We start from the raw sequence: 15,154 nt of genomic DNA, 5'->3' as shown, positions 1-15,154 counted from the left end.
AAATTGAGAAGCGGTTATCTGGCTATGAGTAAATAGCAAAAGAGGAAAGGTTTAGCCGCTTGATTAATAAACGAATAGGAGGAGATACGGATGAAAAAATGGGCACCACGAGTGCTTCTGGCGGCAGCGCTTGCAGGACTGTCTGCTTTTTTACTGAAAGGGGATGTATGGACATTCTGGACATGGTGGCTGTTGGCGTTTCTGATGGGAATGGTGGCAATGCCGCTGACTGGGAGACTGTTTGCAGGATTTGAAGATAAGGGCTGGATGTTTTCTAAAGTGCTGGCAATTACGGTTACAGGATTTCTTACATGGCTGCTTGTGACGGTAAAGATTCTGCCGTTTACTGCGCTGACATGTATTGGCGTGTCTCTGGCGTGTGCTGTTGGATGTGGTATTTTATACCATTTTCAGGTGAAGAAGGGAATTGACTGTATTCCGACCGGAAAGGGAAATCTGGTTTACTGGGAGGAAATCCTGTTTTTTGCATTCTTTTTGATGTGGACATATTTTGCAGGATTCCGTCCGCAGGCTTATGGAACTGAGAAGTTTATGGATTATGGTTTTATGGAAGCCATGATGCGGAGTACGACACTGCCGGCAAGGGATCTGTGGTATTCAGAAGGTACTATCAATTATTATTATGGCGGACAGTATTTTGCAGTATTTCTCACGAAATTAACAGGAAGTAAAGTAGAGCTTACCTACAATCTGATGAGAACTTTTGTGGCGGCATTTGCTTTTGTTCTTCCTTTTTCACTGGTTTATCAGATGTCTGTGGACAAGCTAAAGGGAAATCTGACAGGAAAGAAACGATATGTGCCGGTGTTAGCGGGAATCACTGCCGGTCTTTCCGTATCGATTGCGGGAAATATGCATTATGTGGTTTATAGTAAGATTATTCCGTGGATTCAGAAACTTCAGGGAAAAGAAGTGGACAGTTACTGGTTCCCGGATGCAACCCGCTATATCGGATATAATCCGGATGTGCTGGAGGATAAGACAATCCATGAATTTCCATGCTATTCCTTTGTTCTGGGTGATCTTCATGCGCATGTGGTAAATGTAATGTTTGTGCTTTTTCTGGTTGGACTTCTGTATACATGGATGCGTAGTGTACGTATGAGAGAGGCTGTGATCGAGAGACCTGGAAGAAAGCAGTTCTGGAAGAGACAGCTGCTGATACCACATATTATCCTGGCAGCAGTAATGATAGGAATGTTCCGGTTTACAAATTTCTGGGATTTCATCATTTATTTTGTTGTAACCGGTGGAGTGGTGCTTTTTACAAACATTGTCCAGTTTGAGGGGAAAGTAAAGAAGATATTGTCGGTGACGGTGGTACAGGCTGTTGAGATCATCGTGATCTCTTATGTGGTTTCTCTGCCGTTTACGCTACAGTTTGACAGTATGTTTAAGGGTGTCGGAATTGCACAGAATCACTCTATGATTCATCAGCTTTTGATTCTTTGGGGACTGCCTGTATTTCTGACAGTATTGCTGATCGTCTGCATTATCTGGGAAAAACTTCGCGGTGGAGCAAACCGGAGTCTGTATCGACTGATGAAAGCAATTTCCGTACCAGATTTGTTTGTGATTATTATGGGGCTTTGTGCAATCGGACTGATTGTAATTCCGGAGTTTGTTTATGTAAGAGATATTTACGAAAGCAGAAATGCCAGAGCGAATACGATGTTTAAGCTGACTTATCAGGCGTATATGTTGTTTGGAATGACCATGGGATATGGGATTTTCCGAATGCTGGCGACAGCACGTAAGAAGGTAGTTAAGGTTCTGTCTGTTATCGGACTGGTGCTGCTTTGCTGGACATTTGGATATTTTGGAAACAGTGTTCATGCATGGTTTGGAAATGTATGGAATGTATCAGAGTATAAGGGCCTGAATGCGACCTCTTTCCTGGAGAATAGTTTTGTGGAGGACGTGGCTGGCATTCAGTGGCTGAAGAAGAATGTCAAGGGTTCACCGGTTGTGCTTGAGGCGAATGGGGACAGTTATAGTGAATATGAAAGAGTTTCTGCTATGACTGGTCTGCCGACAGTGCTGGGCTGGTATGTACACGAATGGCTCTGGAGAGATGATACTGCGGATCTGAATCAGAAGAGTGCGGATATTGAGAGTATTTATACTTCTGCGGATCAAGAATATGTGAGAGAACTCCTGGAGGAGTATGATGTTTCTTATATTTTTGTCGGTTCTACGGAGCGGGAGAAATATGGGGAGCAGCTGAATGAAGAAGTCTTGAATTCTGTTGGAACGGTGGTGTTCCGGGATGAGAATTATGGGACTTATATTTTGAAGGTTGAGAAATAATAGCAGAACAAAAATGGCGGCTTTAGGACCGCTGTTTTTGTTTGCTGGCAAAGGGACGCGTAGAAAAATAATTCATTTTGTGTGCGGTTTCGGGAACTAAGATATTCTAAGCCGCCAAAAATCTGCTAAAGGCATGAGAAATCAGAGCCAAACTCGCCTGCGGCTCAGACAGTGTCTCTGATTTCTCATAACGCATATTTTTGGCGGCTAAGAATATCTTAGTTCCCTGCAAATGCACACAAAATGAATTATTTTTCTACACTGGTTCTGGCTGTGAAAGTAGAGAAGGTGTGTTGCTGGATTGGATTGGATAGGAAATCGTAATAAATGTAGAGACAAAATCATAAAAATCGTGTACAATATGAAGTATGAGATAAAATAATAAAAATATATGAGATAAAAAGAAGGCAGGAAATTAATGAGAGCAGAAGTTGTATCCATGACTGCGGATAGGCTTGATATGGAAGCGATTCGTCGTGGTGGAGAAATTTTAAAACAGGGTGGTCTGGTGGCATTTCCTACGGAGACGGTGTATGGTCTTGGCGGAGATGCTTTGAATCCACAGGCGTCTATGAAAATTTATGCTGCGAAGGGAAGACCGTCGGATAATCCTCTGATCGTGCATATTGCGGAGTTTGATAAGCTGGCTCCGATCGTGGCTGAGGTTCCGGAGAAGGCGAAGATTCTGGCTGAGAAATACTGGCCGGGACCGCTTACTATGATTCTTCCGAAGTCTGATCTGGTACCGCAGGAGACTACGGGAGGTTTGGACAGTGTGGCTGTTCGTTTTCCGAGTGACAGGATCGCGCAGGAACTGATTAAAGCTGCTGGTGGTTATGTGGCGGCGCCGAGTGCAAATACTTCGGGAAGACCGAGTCCGACTACTGCACAGCATGTGGAAGAGGATCTTGGAGAGACGATTGAGATGATCATTGATGGTGGTCAGGTCGGTATTGGACTGGAATCTACGATTGTGGATTTTACAGAGGATGTGCCGGTGGTTTTAAGACCTGGTTATATTTCTCTGGAGATGCTTCAGGAGACTCTTGGTGATGTGAGGATGGATAAGGGGCTGATCGCGGCAGATAGTAAAGTACGTCCGAAAGCGCCGGGAATGAAGTATCGTCATTATGCACCGAAGGCTGATCTGGCTATTGTGGAAGGAGCGCAGGAGGCTGTTATTGATAAAATTAATCAGCTTGCGGCACAGGCGAAGGAGCATGGAGAGCAGGTTGGTATTATTGCTACGGATGAAACGAAGGACAGATATCCGGAAGGTCTGGTAGTGAGTATCGGAAGCAGGAAAGAGGAAGAGAGTATTGCACATCATCTGTATGAGGTGCTCAGAGATTTTGACCAGAGCGCGGTGAAATCTATTTATTCAGAGGCATTTTATACACCGAGAATGGGACAGGCAATTATGAATCGTCTGCTGAAAGCTGCGGGACATAAAATTATCCGGGTGGATAGTGAGAAATAAAGGTAACTATTCAGTGGTCTGCTAACTGTGAGGAAACTGAACAGTTACAAATAAATTGAATTTCAGGAGGAAAAAAGAATGATAGCTTTAGGGTGCGACCATGGGGGATATGAATTAAAGCTGGAGATTAAGAAATATCTGGACGAGAAGGGAATCGAATATAAAGATTATGGATGTGACAGTCTGGCTTCTGTAGATTATCCGGTATATGCAAAGAAGGTTGCGCATGCAATTCTTGACGGGGAATGTGAGAAGGGAATCCTGATCTGCGGAACAGGTATTGGAATTTCTATTACAGCAAATAAGATTAAGGGAATCAGAGCTGCTGTCTGTACGGACTGTTTTACAGCAGAAGCAACCCGACTTCACAATGATGCCAATATTCTTGCTCTCGGCGGAAGAGTTGTAGGACCTGGTCTGGCAGTAAAAATCGTAGATACATTCTTAAACACACCATTCTCCAATGATGAGAGACATATCAGAAGAATTAATCAGATAGAGACGGAATAAATTTGAAAAAACAATATGGCCAGAGACTCGAAGATAAAGTGGGAATGTTCCCGGCTTTTCGGGCAGTCTCTGGCTGTCTTTGCAAGTAGGAGGGGTTAACGATGGATAAAAACTGCAAACGTACGGATTATTTATCATGGGATGAATATTTTATGGGAGTTGCCATGATGTCAGGAATGCGCTCAAAGGATCCGAATTCTCAGGTGGGAGCCTGTATCGTAAGTGAGGATAATAAGATTCTGTCTATGGGATATAACGGTTTTCCGAAAGGATGTTCAGATGATGAGTTTCCATGGGCGCGCGAGGGAGACGACCTGCATACAAAGTATTTTTATGTGACACACAGTGAATTGAACGCGATTCTTAATTACAGAGGCGGAAGCCTTGAAGGAGCGAAACTTTATGTTTCTCTTTTCCCTTGCAATGAATGTGCCAAGGCAATTATTCAGGCCGGGATTAAAACGATTGTTTATGACTGCGATAAATATGCGGACACTCCGGCAGTGATCGCGTCCAAGAGAATGCTGGATGCAGCGGGAGTTCGTTATTATAAATATAACCGGACAGGGAGAAAGATTACGATAGAAGTGTAATTTGGCTATGTTATTGAGAAAGGAGTGAACAGTAACGTAATTTGGCTCTTGACACGCTCTGTCATTTCGCATAAAATAAAACTAAATGCGAAATATTTACGGCGATGAAGAGAATAGTACATAAGGAGCAATCCCAGAGAGGAATCCATGTGGTGGAAGGATTTTGTGCGCAAGTTATGGAACCGGCCTCGGAGCCCCGTGCAATTGAAGTACGGCGTTTTTTCCTGCGTTATCGGAAGAAGAGCGAGCAGTGTGCAGGCATTTGGGCACAGTGCTAATTAGGGTGGTACCGCCGAAGCCTTTCGGTCCCTTGTGAGGGATGCTGGGCTTCTTTTTTTGTCCGCATTCCGCCGCGACTATATCCTGTAAAATGGAACAGCAGGAAAATGCGGGGATTTTTCGGAAGTTCCTGTAGCATAAAGTTCCTGACAGGATCAACACAATCACATAAAAAGGAGAAAAATCATGGCAAACAACAAGAAACTGGTAGAAGCCATCACATCTATGGAAGACGATTTCGCCCAGTGGTATACCGACGTTGTAAAGAAAGCTGAACTGTGCGGATATACCAGCGTTAAAGGCTGCATGGCAATCAAACCTGCAGGATATGCAATCTGGGAGAACATCCAGCATGAACTGGACAGAAGATTCAAAGAGACAGGTGTACAGAACGTATACATGCCAATCTTTATCCCGGAATCTCTTCTTCAGAAAGAGAAAGATCACGTAGAAGGATTCGCACCGGAAGTTGCATGGGTAACTCATGGCGGTCTGGATCCGCTTCAGGAGCGTCTGTGCGTACGTCCGACATCTGAGACATTATTCTGTGATTTCTATGCAAAAGAAATCCAGTCTCACAGAGATCTGCCAAAAGTATACAATCAGTGGTGTTCAGTAGTAAGATGGGAAAAGACAACACGTCCGTTCCTTCGTTCACGTGAGTTCTTATGGCAGGAAGGCCATACAGCTCATGCTACAGCTGAAGAAGCAGAAGAACGTACAATTCAGATGTTGAACCTCTATGCAGACTTCTGTGAAGAAGTACTTGCTATCCCGGTTATCAAGGGACAGAAGACAGAGAAAGAGAAATTCTCCGGTGCAGAGGCTACTTACACAATCGAATCTCTGATGCATGATGGAAAAGCTCTTCAGTCCGGTACAAGCCATAACTTTGGTGACGGATTTGCCAGAGCATTCGGCATCCAGTATACAGATAAAGAGAACAAACTTCAGTATGTACATCAGACATCCTGGGGAATGACAACACGTATGATCGGTGCTATTATCATGGTACATGGTGACAACAGCGGTCTGGTACTGCCTCCGAGAATCGCTCCGACACAGGCAGTCATCATTCCGATCCAGCAGAGAAAAGAAGGCGTTCTGGAGAAAGCAGACGAAATGTTTGCAGCATTAAAGGCAGCAGGAGTCCGTGTAAAAGTAGATGACACAGACAAGAGCCCGGGATTCAAATTTGCAGAGCAGGAAATGCGTGGTATTCCGATCCGTATCGAATGCGGTCCGAAGGATATCGAGAATGGACAGGCTGTGATTTGCCGTCGTGATACAAGAGAGAAATACACAGTTACATTTGAAGAGCTTGTAGAGAAAGTACAGGAGATTCTGGAAACAATCCAGAAAGACATGCTGGAGCGCGCCCGTGCACACAGAGATGCTCATACTTATGTCGCTACAAACTACGAAGAATTTAAAGATACAATTGTCAACAAACCAGGCTTCGTAAAAGCTATGTGGTGCGGTGACCGTGCATGTGAAGACAAGATCAAAGAGGATGTTCAGGCTACATCCAGATGTATGCCATTTGAACAGGAACATTTAAGCGATGTCTGCGTATGCTGCGGAAAACCGGCTAAGAAGATGGTTTACTGGGGCAGAGCATACTAATTAGAAAGTGACAGATCAGGGAATGACATTTGTCTGATTTGCTTATGGAAACCGGCAACAGAAAAATCTGAGTGCCGGTTTTGTAGCAAAATAAAAAAGATAAGGATGGTCATATGATTCTAGAAATACCAAAAAACGCGGAAACAATTTTGCACATACTTGAAAATGCAGGATATGAGGCTTATGTGGTAGGTGGCTGTGTTCGTGATTCTATTCTGGGCCGCAACCCGGATGACTGGGATATCACTACATCTGCGAAGCCGGAACAGGTAAAAGCCCTGTTTCACAGAACGGTAGACACCGGTCTGCAACATGGAACGGTGACTGTCCTCATGGAGAAAGAGAGCTATGAGGTTACTACTTACCGTGTAGATGGTGAGTATGAGGATGGGAGACATCCGAAGGAGGTAACCTTCACAGCCAGTCTTGAGGAAGATCTGAAACGCCGGGATTTCACGATTAATGCCATGGCATATAATCCGTCAAGAGGTCTGGTGGATCTTTTTGAAGGAATGGAAGATATCGACAAAAATATCATTCGCTGCGTGGGAGATCCGCTGGAGCGTTTTACAGAAGATGCACTTCGTATTATGCGTGCAGTCCGTTTCAGTGCACAGCTGGGATTTACTATTGAAGAGGAAACCCGCAAAGCGTTAAAGGTTCTTGCGCCGAATTTAAAGCATGTCAGTGCGGAGCGAATTCAGGTGGAACTGGTGAAACTTCTTATGTCACCTCATCCGGATTATCTCAGAGTAGCTTATGAAGCAGGAATCACAGCAGAGTTTCTGCCGGAATTTGATGCCTGCATGGAAACACCACAGAATACCCCTCATCACTGTTATACGGTGGGGGAGCACATCCTGCACAGTCTCTGCTATGTGCGCGCAGACAGAGTTCTTCGTATTACGATGCTGCTTCACGATATCGGTAAACCCGTTGTGCGAAAAACAGATGAGAATGGAAGAGACCATTTCAAAACGCATGGAAGTGCAGGTGAAAAGATGGCGGGGCAGATTCTTCGTCGCCTGAAATTCGACAATGACACGATACGCAAGGTGATCCGTCTGGTGAAATGGCATGATGACAGACCGGAAGGGACGACGAAGTCGGTACGCCGCGCAGTAAACCGCATTGGAGAGGATCTTTTTCCATATTATCTGGAAGTGCAGCAGGCGGATATGCGGGCGCAGAGCGACTACAAACGCGTTGAAAAGCAGGAGCGCCTGGATAAAGTGAAAGAAGCTTACGAAATTATTCTGAAAGAGCATCAGTGCGTATCGTTAAAGACACTTGCTGTCACAGGCAAAGACCTGATTGAAGCCGGATATAAGCCGGGACGGGAAATCGGAGAGACACTGAATCGTCTTTTGGAAGAAGTTCTTGCAGCACCGGAGAAGAATCAGAAAGAAATATTGCTAAGTATGTTAGAAAAGTAAATAGCTGCAAAGTCTATGCATGGCAAAATACGTTACTGGATACGAAGTGAACGGTAACAACAGGACGGACAACAACAGTATTAAAAATCCGAGGGTATATCCCCCGGATTTTTTTCATATGTATAGAAAGTATTAAGATAAGAGGGGGATATGTCATTGTATGATTACGGACTTAGCACTCTGGCTCAATATGAGCTGACAGCAGACCGTTCTGCAAGGACAAGGGGGGCTTTGCTTTGCTATACAGCGCAGGGACTTTTAATTTTGAGGGAATTTCGTGGCTCTGAAAAGAAGCTGGAAAAACAACAGGAACTTTTGCTCTATCTTCAGAAAAATGGTATAAATACAGATTATTTTTTACAGAATACACAGGATAGTCTGATCAGCAAAGATAAGGATGAACAAAGATTTACACTTCAGCACTGGTATGAAGGGAGAGAGTGTGATACTAAATCCCGGGAGGATATCTTAAAAAGTGTTCGGACGCTGGCAAGGTTACATATTTTAATGAAAATGGAACCTGTGGAGGAATACAGGGAAAAGTCCCTGAAAGATGTGTATCTCCGACATAATCAGGAACTTCGCAAAATCCGCAAATTTATACGAAAAAAAGGGGCATCCTGTGTATTTGAAAAAGACTATCTGGCCAGCGTGGAGTGTTTTTTACAGAGAGCGCAGTATGCAGTAGAACTCTTAGAAGAGATAGAATATGAAAATCTCAGGGAAAAAGCCTGGAAGGAAGGTCAGGTCTGTCATGGGGAATATAATCAGCACAATATTTTAATATTGAAAAGTGATACAGACAAAACTGCGGTGACGAATTTCGGACATTGGAGCTTTGATATTCAGATGTCAGATTTGTATTGCTTTATGAGAAAAATCCTCGAAAAATACAACTGGGACCTGAAGCTTGCGAGGGAAATGCTCCGGGAATATCATAAAATCCGTCCGATATCGTCTCAAGAGTGGCAATACTTAAGAGTTCGTTTCACATATCCGGAAAAATACTGGAAGCTTGCCAATCATTATTATTCACACAAGAAGGTATGGATCTCTGAGAAAAATGTGGAAAAGCTTCAGAATCTCATCAGACAAAGAGAAAAATGGGAAAATTTCGGATATGAATGTTTTCAGGATTATCCGGGTGATTTTTAGAGATTGATAAATGTACCCAAAACTGCGTTTTGAGGGTGTGCAGAATCGCCCGAATCTTTTGAAAAACCTTGACAATATAGGCAAAAAGGTATATATATAGAAGATAGAGCTCTGTCGCTTTTGGCAGATGCCACCAAACAAGAAAGAGATCATTAGAGGAGGAAACACCATGAATAAAACAGAATTAGTAGCAGCTATGGCGAAAGAGACAAACTTATCCAAGAAGGACGTAGAAGATGTTCTGAAATCTTTCGTTGATGTCGTTTCTAAAGAACTGAAAAATGGCGGAAAAATCCAGTTAGTTGGATTTGGTACATTTGAAGTAAGTGAAAGAGCTGCTAGAGAGGGAAGAAATCCTCAGACTGGTGAAACAATGAAGATCGAAGCTTCTAAGGCACCGAAATTCAAAGCTGGAAAAGCTTTAAAAGATATGGTTAACGGTAAATAATTAAAGCGATAACCAGGGGGGACGAAAGTTCCCCCTTTTTGTTACTTACAGATATGATGTCAGGATGAAAAGTCTTAACATGCAAGCACGAACGACTTTATGACCTTGATATCAGATTATAAAGAATATAGGAGAGAAGAGCATATGCGATTAGACAAATATCTGAAAGTTTCACGTCTGATCAAACGCCGTACAGTGGCAAACGAAGCCTGCGACGCGGGAAGAGTCCTGGTAAATGATAAACCAGCCAAAGCCTCTGTACAGGTAAAGACAGGAGATACCATCGAAATTCAGTTCGGAAGCAAGAATGTAAAAGTGGAAGTTCTGGATGTGAAAGAAACTGTGAAAAAAGAAGACGTAGAGAGTATGTATAAATATCTTTAACAGTCTGAAAATATAAAAACTGCCAATCTGATTATGAGTATTTGTTTACGTTATTGAATAGTAATAGTACAGACAGATGTTGCAGATATAAAAAAGTAATAGATTGTTGTCTATTTTATAGTTTACGAACATAAACTATTGATAAGTGATATGTCAGAAGTTCATAGTCTCCGGACAAGAGGACGGGAGGCGGTGAACAGGAGGCGGCGATGGAAGATAAGAAAATACTTTCACCTCACAGCCTGATGCTGGAGAACCGTCAGGGTGGCAGAATTACCGGAGTAAAGGATGTCAAATCCTTTGATGAAAAAGAAATCCTGCTTTTTACACAGGCAGGTAAACTTGTAATAAAGGGAGAACAGCTTCATGTGAAGCAGCTTGATCTGGAAAAAGGAGAAGTAGATCTGGAAGGAAAAGTGGACAGTCTTACCTATCTGTCAAAGAATACAGATAACAGGGAGGAATCTTTTCTCAAAAGGATGTTTCGGTAAAAGATGAGTACATTTATTCATCATGAATTACTTTTACTGGTTCAGACAATAGCTGCGGGAGCGGTTCTCCTTTTGTGTTATGATCTTCTGATCGCAATTCGAAATGTCTTTGTACATTCAGACAAGGCTGCCGGGGCGGAAGATCTGCTGTACTGGCTTTGCTGCGCATTCTTTGTTTTTTCGGAGATTTACAGAACAAATGAGGGAATCCTGCGTTTATTTATGGTTTTGGGATTTTTGTTGGGAGCATATGCCTGTCATAAAACAATCGGAGACATTTTTGTAAAATGTTGTACTAAAATCCTGGAGATTCCTGTAATAATTATTAAATTTTTGATAAAATGGTTGCTATTTCCGGTCAAAAGATGTAAACTTCTGTGGTATAAAGCGTATAATTGTGCTATAAAAGGAAGGCTGGCAAATTGGGTAATTCTAAGAAAAGAAAGAAAAAGAGAAAAGTAAGGTATAACTCTCTTGGAATGCTTGCGATTGCGCTGGTTGTTTTAGTCCTTCTGGGAGGACTTATGCTAGAAAGTAATGACCTTCAGGAACGCCTCACAGGATATGATGCTAAGGCCGCCATTCTTCAGCAGCAGATTGAAGATGAGCAGAACCGTACAGAAGAGATTGATAAATTAGAGAAATATATGGAGACAGACGAATATACAGAGGAAGTCGCCAGAGAGAAGCTGGGACTTGTGAAAGATAATGAGACTGTTTTCAAGAAACAACAATAATAAGTTAGTTACCTAAGCGGTAATTATGTCGAAAACTTTTGAGAAATTTTCGCCTGGGTTTGACAGATATTTCGAACCCTTTTTCATATAATATTCCTCTGACAGGAAGTATAAAGATTGCTGTTTACTGGCAGTATTACGCGAAGCGTGTTATTGTGAATGAAGTGGACGGTAACGGGTAAGGGGAACATATGGGGGAGGGAAGAAGAATATGCAGGAATGGATGATTGCCATGCTCGTTATCAGCATTATGCTGATCATACGGGACATGGCAAAAACTATTTTAGCGGAAAATCTGCCGGATACACAGGAACTTCTGACTCTGCAGGAAGGTCATCCTCAGAAAGAACGGGTAGAGAAATACGCAGCATCTTTTCAGAAACTGGCAGATACTTTTTATGGAATGCCATATCGCAGAGATTACCTGAGCAGCAGGCAGGTTGAGCGGATCATGGAGGATACAAATGCCAAAGTCTGCTACAGATGCTATCAGAGGGAAATCTGCTGGGGTGAACATAAACAGGAACTATGCAAAGGCGTGGAAGCGCTGGTGCGGTCTATGGAGAGCGGAAACGAGGATGATATTCGGAGCATCCGGGCTGACTGGACAAGCATATGTCCCCGTTCTGTACAGTATTATGAAGCTGTTGCGGAGAACTTCCAGAGAGAGAAGCAGAACCTGATATGGGATAACCGGATGATCGAGAATCGACTGGCGGTGGCACAGCAGCTGATGGAGGTTTCCAGAATCATGGAAAATGTGGCAAGTGATCTGTATGATCTGGAGCGGTGCACCCCACAATTCGAGGAAGACCTTCGCAAGAGCCTGAGAAAAAATCATGTGATTCTTCGTCAGGCATGGATGATGGATAAGGTGAAAGGCCGCAGACAGGTTTTTCTCACCATGCGTGCCAGAAGCGGGCAGTGTATTTCCATGACAGAGATTGCTCAGCTTCTTTCAAAATCCTGCGAAAGTTCCATGGTACCTGTAAATGGAAGCCGATGCATTGTAAATGGAGAATACCATACAGTTCATTTTATAGAAGATGTAAGTTACCAGGTTCTTTACGGGGCAGCCAGGCTGACCAGAGAAGAGGAAAAAATTTCCGGAGATAATTATGTGTGCAGACAGGAAGACGGGGGCAGATTTGTAATGTGTCTTTCTGACGGCATGGGTTCAGGGATGGAGGCATGTAAGGAGAGTGAAACAGTTGTAGAGCTTTTAGAGCAGTTTATGGAATCTGGGTTTTCCCAGGAAACAGCTGCAAAAATGGTCAACTCCGCTCTGGTATTAAAAGGCCAGGATGGCATGTTTTCCACAGTAGATATATGTGCAGTGGACCTATATACTGGAATCTGCAATTTTCTGAAGGCAGGGGCGGCATCGACTTTTATAAAAAGAGATCACTGGGTGGAGTCAATCACTTCGGAAAGCCTGGCAGCAGGACTTGTGCAGCAGATTGATTTTGAGACGGCATCCAGAAAGCTTTATCATGGAGATTACCTGATCATGATGACAGATGGAGTGCTGGATGCACTTCCGGACCAGAAAGAGGAAGAAACCATGAAGGAGATCATCATGGATGTCCATGAAGAATCACCGAAGGATTTCGGCAGAGGAATCCTGGAGCGGGTGCTGGGGTACAGTGATTACCATGCAAGAGATGACATGACTGTTCTGGTTGCCGGGGTGTGGAAGAAATAAATAAACATAAAAAGGATAAATGATGAAGAAAGAAGTTCTTGCTTACATAAAGCAAAACAAGATGATTAAAAAGAAAGATATGATTCTGGCAGGTGTATCAGGAGGAAGTGACTCCATGGCAATGCTGCATATTTTAAGAGAATTGCAGGAGGAAGTGGATTTTTCACTGAAGGTTGTTCACGTACATCATGGAATACGTGGACAAGAAGCTGACAGAGACAGCAGATTTGTGGAAAAGATCTGCAAAGAATGGCAGATCCCATGCAGTATCCACTATTATGATGTGCCGAAACTGAGCAGGGAATGGAAACTGGGTGAAGAAGAGACTGGAAGAATTGTCAGAAAAGAAGCCTTTGGCAAAGAAATCTCTTTTTATAGAGAAAAGTGGAAAAAAGAAAATAATCCGGGCAACGATACAGAAGACAGGAAAGTTAAAATCGCACTGGCGCATAATCAAGAAGATCTGGCAGAAACCATGATCCATAATTTATGTCGCGGAACCGGTCTGCGCGGACTTTGCACGATGCGCCCGGTGGCAGGAGAGATCATTCGTCCGGTCTTATGTTTAAGCAGAGGAAAAATTGCCCGGTATTTAGAGCAAGAGAGTATTCCACATATCCAGGACAGCACGAATCTGTCAGATGAATATACCCGAAACAGGATCCGTCATCATATACTTCCTATGCTGGAGCAGGAAATAAATGCGAAAGCAGTGGCACATATGTCTGAAACAGCGGAGAGGATTTCTCAGGCTGAGGAATATCTTACTTGCCAGAGTCTTCAGATATTGGAAGAATTCCATACGGATACAGGATATTATTTTACAGAAAAATTCTTTGTGCAGCCTCAGATTATCCAGACCTATGCATTACAGCAGGCGATGGAAAACCTGGCAGGCAGGCGGAAAGACATATCCGCAGTCCATTATGAGAAGGTTCTTGCACTTTACGAAATGCAGACGGGAAGAAAAATCAGCCTGCCCTATTGTATGGAGGCAAGAAAAGATTATGATGGCGTGAAACTTTATCTTCTGAATAAAGAAGAGAGAAGAAAAAGGAAAACAGAAGAGTGGGAACTTATAGTTCCGGGAAAGGCTATCTGTCCGCTGGGGACCTTTTCAGCAGAAATATTTTTATATGAAGGACAGAAGATTGAAGAAAAAAAGTATACGAAATGGCTGGATTATGATAAAATAAAAAAGAATCCGTGTATTCGAACCAGAAGAACCGGAGATTACATGATCATCAATGCGCAGGGAAACACAAAGAAACTCAATCGCTGTATGATCGATGCGAAAATCCCGGCAGATCAGAGAGAGAAAATTCCTCTGGTCGTGTGTGAGAATGAGGTTCTGTGGATGGTTGGAAGCCGGATGAATGAGAGGTATAAAATTAACCCCCAAACCAGGAAGGTGTTAGTATTAAATTACCAAGGAGGATATCAAAATGAGTGAGAAAATCAAAGTTTTACTCAGCGAAGAGGAAGTTGATTCCCGTATTAAGCAGATCGCAGCAAAAGTCAGCAAGGATTATGCAGGTAAGGAGATTCATTTAATCTGTGTATTAAAAGGCGGTGTATTCTTTACATGTGAACTTGCCAAAAGAATTACTGTACCGGTTTCTCTTGACTTCATGTCCGTATCTAGCTACGGCGACGACACAAAGTCCAGCGGTGTTGTAAAGATCGTCAAAGACCTTGACCAGCCACTGGAAGGCAAAGATGTTCTGATCGTAGAGGATATCATTGACTCAGGAAGAACATTAAGCTATCTTATTGAGATTCTGAAACAGAGAAATCCAAACAGCATCCGTCTCTGTACATTACTGGATAAACCAGAGCGCAGAGTCAAAGATGTCAAAGTTGATTATTGCTGCTTCAATATTCCGGATAAATTCGTAGTAGGATATGGTCTGGACTATGCGCAGAAGTACAGGAATCTTCCATTTATCGGAGTAGTGGAACTGGGGGAAGACTGAAAG

15 protein-coding genes are annotated in these 15,154 nt (G+C 43.1%); all 15 read left to right on the top strand.

Annotated elements, in window-relative coordinates; translation table 11 throughout:
• Positions 1-90 precede the first annotated feature (90 nt).
• The 15 genes from WKT11_RS07025 (at position 91) to hpt (ending at position 15,151) form a co-directional block, all read left to right on the top strand.
• Positions 91-2,331 (top strand): DUF2298 domain-containing protein, encoded by a 2,241-nt coding sequence (locus WKT11_RS07025; RefSeq protein WP_340283438.1) that lies wholly within the window; start codon positions 91-93, stop codon positions 2,329-2,331.
• Between the two features lie 418 nt (positions 2,332-2,749).
• Positions 2,750-3,811 carry an L-threonylcarbamoyladenylate synthase gene (locus tag WKT11_RS07020; protein WP_119244192.1) on the top strand — a complete coding sequence of 354 codons (1,062 nt, stop codon included), beginning with the start codon at positions 2,750-2,752 and terminating at the stop codon, positions 3,809-3,811.
• Positions 3,812-3,889: 78 nt separating this feature from the next.
• A complete protein-coding gene (gene rpiB / locus WKT11_RS07015; RefSeq protein ID WP_117677075.1) occupies positions 3,890-4,321 on the top strand; it encodes a ribose 5-phosphate isomerase B in 432 nt (143 codons plus the stop codon).
• Between the two features lie 101 nt (positions 4,322-4,422).
• Positions 4,423-4,914 (top strand): deoxycytidylate deaminase, encoded by a 492-nt coding sequence (locus tag WKT11_RS07010; protein WP_117677074.1) that lies wholly within the window; start codon positions 4,423-4,425, stop codon positions 4,912-4,914.
• A gap of 465 nt (positions 4,915-5,379) precedes the next feature.
• Entirely contained in the window at positions 5,380-6,819 is a 1,440-nt protein-coding gene (gene proS / locus WKT11_RS07005) for a proline--tRNA ligase (protein WP_117677073.1), read from the top strand.
• A 113-nt stretch (positions 6,820-6,932) separates the two neighbouring features.
• A complete protein-coding gene (locus tag WKT11_RS07000) occupies positions 6,933-8,255 on the top strand; it encodes a CCA tRNA nucleotidyltransferase (RefSeq protein ID WP_340283434.1) in 1,323 nt (440 codons plus the stop codon).
• Positions 8,256-8,405: 150 nt separating this feature from the next.
• A complete protein-coding gene (locus WKT11_RS06995) occupies positions 8,406-9,410 on the top strand; it encodes a phosphotransferase (protein ID WP_178761681.1) in 1,005 nt (334 codons plus the stop codon).
• 169 nt (positions 9,411-9,579) lie between these two features.
• Positions 9,580-9,858 (top strand): HU family DNA-binding protein, encoded by a 279-nt coding sequence (locus WKT11_RS06990; RefSeq protein ID WP_117677071.1) that lies wholly within the window; start codon positions 9,580-9,582, stop codon positions 9,856-9,858.
• 144 nt (positions 9,859-10,002) lie between these two features.
• Complete coding sequence (locus WKT11_RS06985; RefSeq protein ID WP_008707948.1) at positions 10,003-10,242, top strand: RNA-binding S4 domain-containing protein; 240 nt, start codon at positions 10,003-10,005, stop codon at positions 10,240-10,242.
• A 209-nt stretch (positions 10,243-10,451) separates the two neighbouring features.
• Positions 10,452-10,733, top strand: a complete 282-nt coding sequence (yabP, locus tag WKT11_RS06980; RefSeq protein ID WP_117677070.1) for a sporulation protein YabP — start codon at positions 10,452-10,454, stop codon at positions 10,731-10,733.
• 3 nt (positions 10,734-10,736) lie between these two features.
• A complete protein-coding gene (gene yabQ / locus WKT11_RS06975) occupies positions 10,737-11,195 on the top strand; it encodes a spore cortex biosynthesis protein YabQ (RefSeq protein ID WP_117843995.1) in 459 nt (152 codons plus the stop codon).
• Positions 11,196-11,257: 62 nt separating this feature from the next.
• Positions 11,258-11,470: a septum formation initiator family protein gene (locus WKT11_RS06970; RefSeq protein ID WP_340283425.1), complete on the top strand. Its 213-nt coding sequence runs from the start codon at positions 11,258-11,260 to the stop codon at positions 11,468-11,470.
• Between the two features lie 211 nt (positions 11,471-11,681).
• Positions 11,682-13,175: a SpoIIE family protein phosphatase gene (locus WKT11_RS19975; protein WP_117843996.1), complete on the top strand. Its 1,494-nt coding sequence runs from the start codon at positions 11,682-11,684 to the stop codon at positions 13,173-13,175.
• 61 nt (positions 13,176-13,236) lie between these two features.
• On the top strand, positions 13,237-14,628 hold the full coding sequence (tilS, locus tag WKT11_RS06955; protein WP_243010066.1) for a tRNA lysidine(34) synthetase TilS: 1,392 nt from the start codon (positions 13,237-13,239) through the stop codon (positions 14,626-14,628).
• Positions 14,621-15,151, top strand: a complete 531-nt coding sequence (gene hpt, locus WKT11_RS06950) for a hypoxanthine phosphoribosyltransferase (protein ID WP_117677066.1) — start codon at positions 14,621-14,623, stop codon at positions 15,149-15,151. The genes tilS and hpt overlap by 8 nt, the downstream gene beginning before the upstream one ends.
• Positions 15,152-15,154: the final 3 nt, after the last annotated feature.

The organism is Blautia sp. HCN-1074 (assembly GCF_037890165.1).
Lineage (GTDB): Bacteria > Bacillota > Clostridia > Lachnospirales > Lachnospiraceae > Blautia_A.
The sequence above is the reverse complement of the archived record's forward strand: the minus strand, read 5'-3'. Positions and strand labels throughout refer to the sequence as shown.

What these genes read in the sequence shown, in the direction of transcription:
- WKT11_RS07025 (WP_340283438.1), top strand. Translation starts at nt 91, where the DNA reads ATGAAAAAATGGGCACCACGAGTGCTTCTGGCGGCAGCGCTTGCAGGA.
- WKT11_RS07020 (WP_119244192.1), top strand. Translation starts at nt 2,750, where the DNA reads ATGAGAGCAGAAGTTGTATCCATGACTGCGGATAGGCTTGATATGGAA.
- rpiB (WP_117677075.1), top strand. Translation starts at nt 3,890, where the DNA reads ATGATAGCTTTAGGGTGCGACCATGGGGGATATGAATTAAAGCTGGAG.
- WKT11_RS07010 (WP_117677074.1), top strand. Translation starts at nt 4,423, where the DNA reads ATGGATAAAAACTGCAAACGTACGGATTATTTATCATGGGATGAATAT.
- proS (WP_117677073.1), top strand. Translation starts at nt 5,380, where the DNA reads ATGGCAAACAACAAGAAACTGGTAGAAGCCATCACATCTATGGAAGAC.
- WKT11_RS07000 (WP_340283434.1), top strand. Translation starts at nt 6,933, where the DNA reads ATGATTCTAGAAATACCAAAAAACGCGGAAACAATTTTGCACATACTT.
- WKT11_RS06995 (WP_178761681.1), top strand. Translation starts at nt 8,406, where the DNA reads ATGTCATTGTATGATTACGGACTTAGCACTCTGGCTCAATATGAGCTG.
- WKT11_RS06990 (WP_117677071.1), top strand. Translation starts at nt 9,580, where the DNA reads ATGAATAAAACAGAATTAGTAGCAGCTATGGCGAAAGAGACAAACTTA.
- WKT11_RS06985 (WP_008707948.1), top strand. Translation starts at nt 10,003, where the DNA reads ATGCGATTAGACAAATATCTGAAAGTTTCACGTCTGATCAAACGCCGT.
- yabP (WP_117677070.1), top strand. Translation starts at nt 10,452, where the DNA reads ATGGAAGATAAGAAAATACTTTCACCTCACAGCCTGATGCTGGAGAAC.
- yabQ (WP_117843995.1), top strand. Translation starts at nt 10,737, where the DNA reads ATGAGTACATTTATTCATCATGAATTACTTTTACTGGTTCAGACAATA.
- WKT11_RS06970 (WP_340283425.1), top strand. Translation starts at nt 11,258, where the DNA reads ATGCTAGAAAGTAATGACCTTCAGGAACGCCTCACAGGATATGATGCT.
- WKT11_RS19975 (WP_117843996.1), top strand. Translation starts at nt 11,682, where the DNA reads ATGCAGGAATGGATGATTGCCATGCTCGTTATCAGCATTATGCTGATC.
- tilS (WP_243010066.1), top strand. Translation starts at nt 13,237, where the DNA reads ATGATTAAAAAGAAAGATATGATTCTGGCAGGTGTATCAGGAGGAAGT.
- hpt (WP_117677066.1), top strand. Translation starts at nt 14,621, where the DNA reads ATGAGTGAGAAAATCAAAGTTTTACTCAGCGAAGAGGAAGTTGATTCC.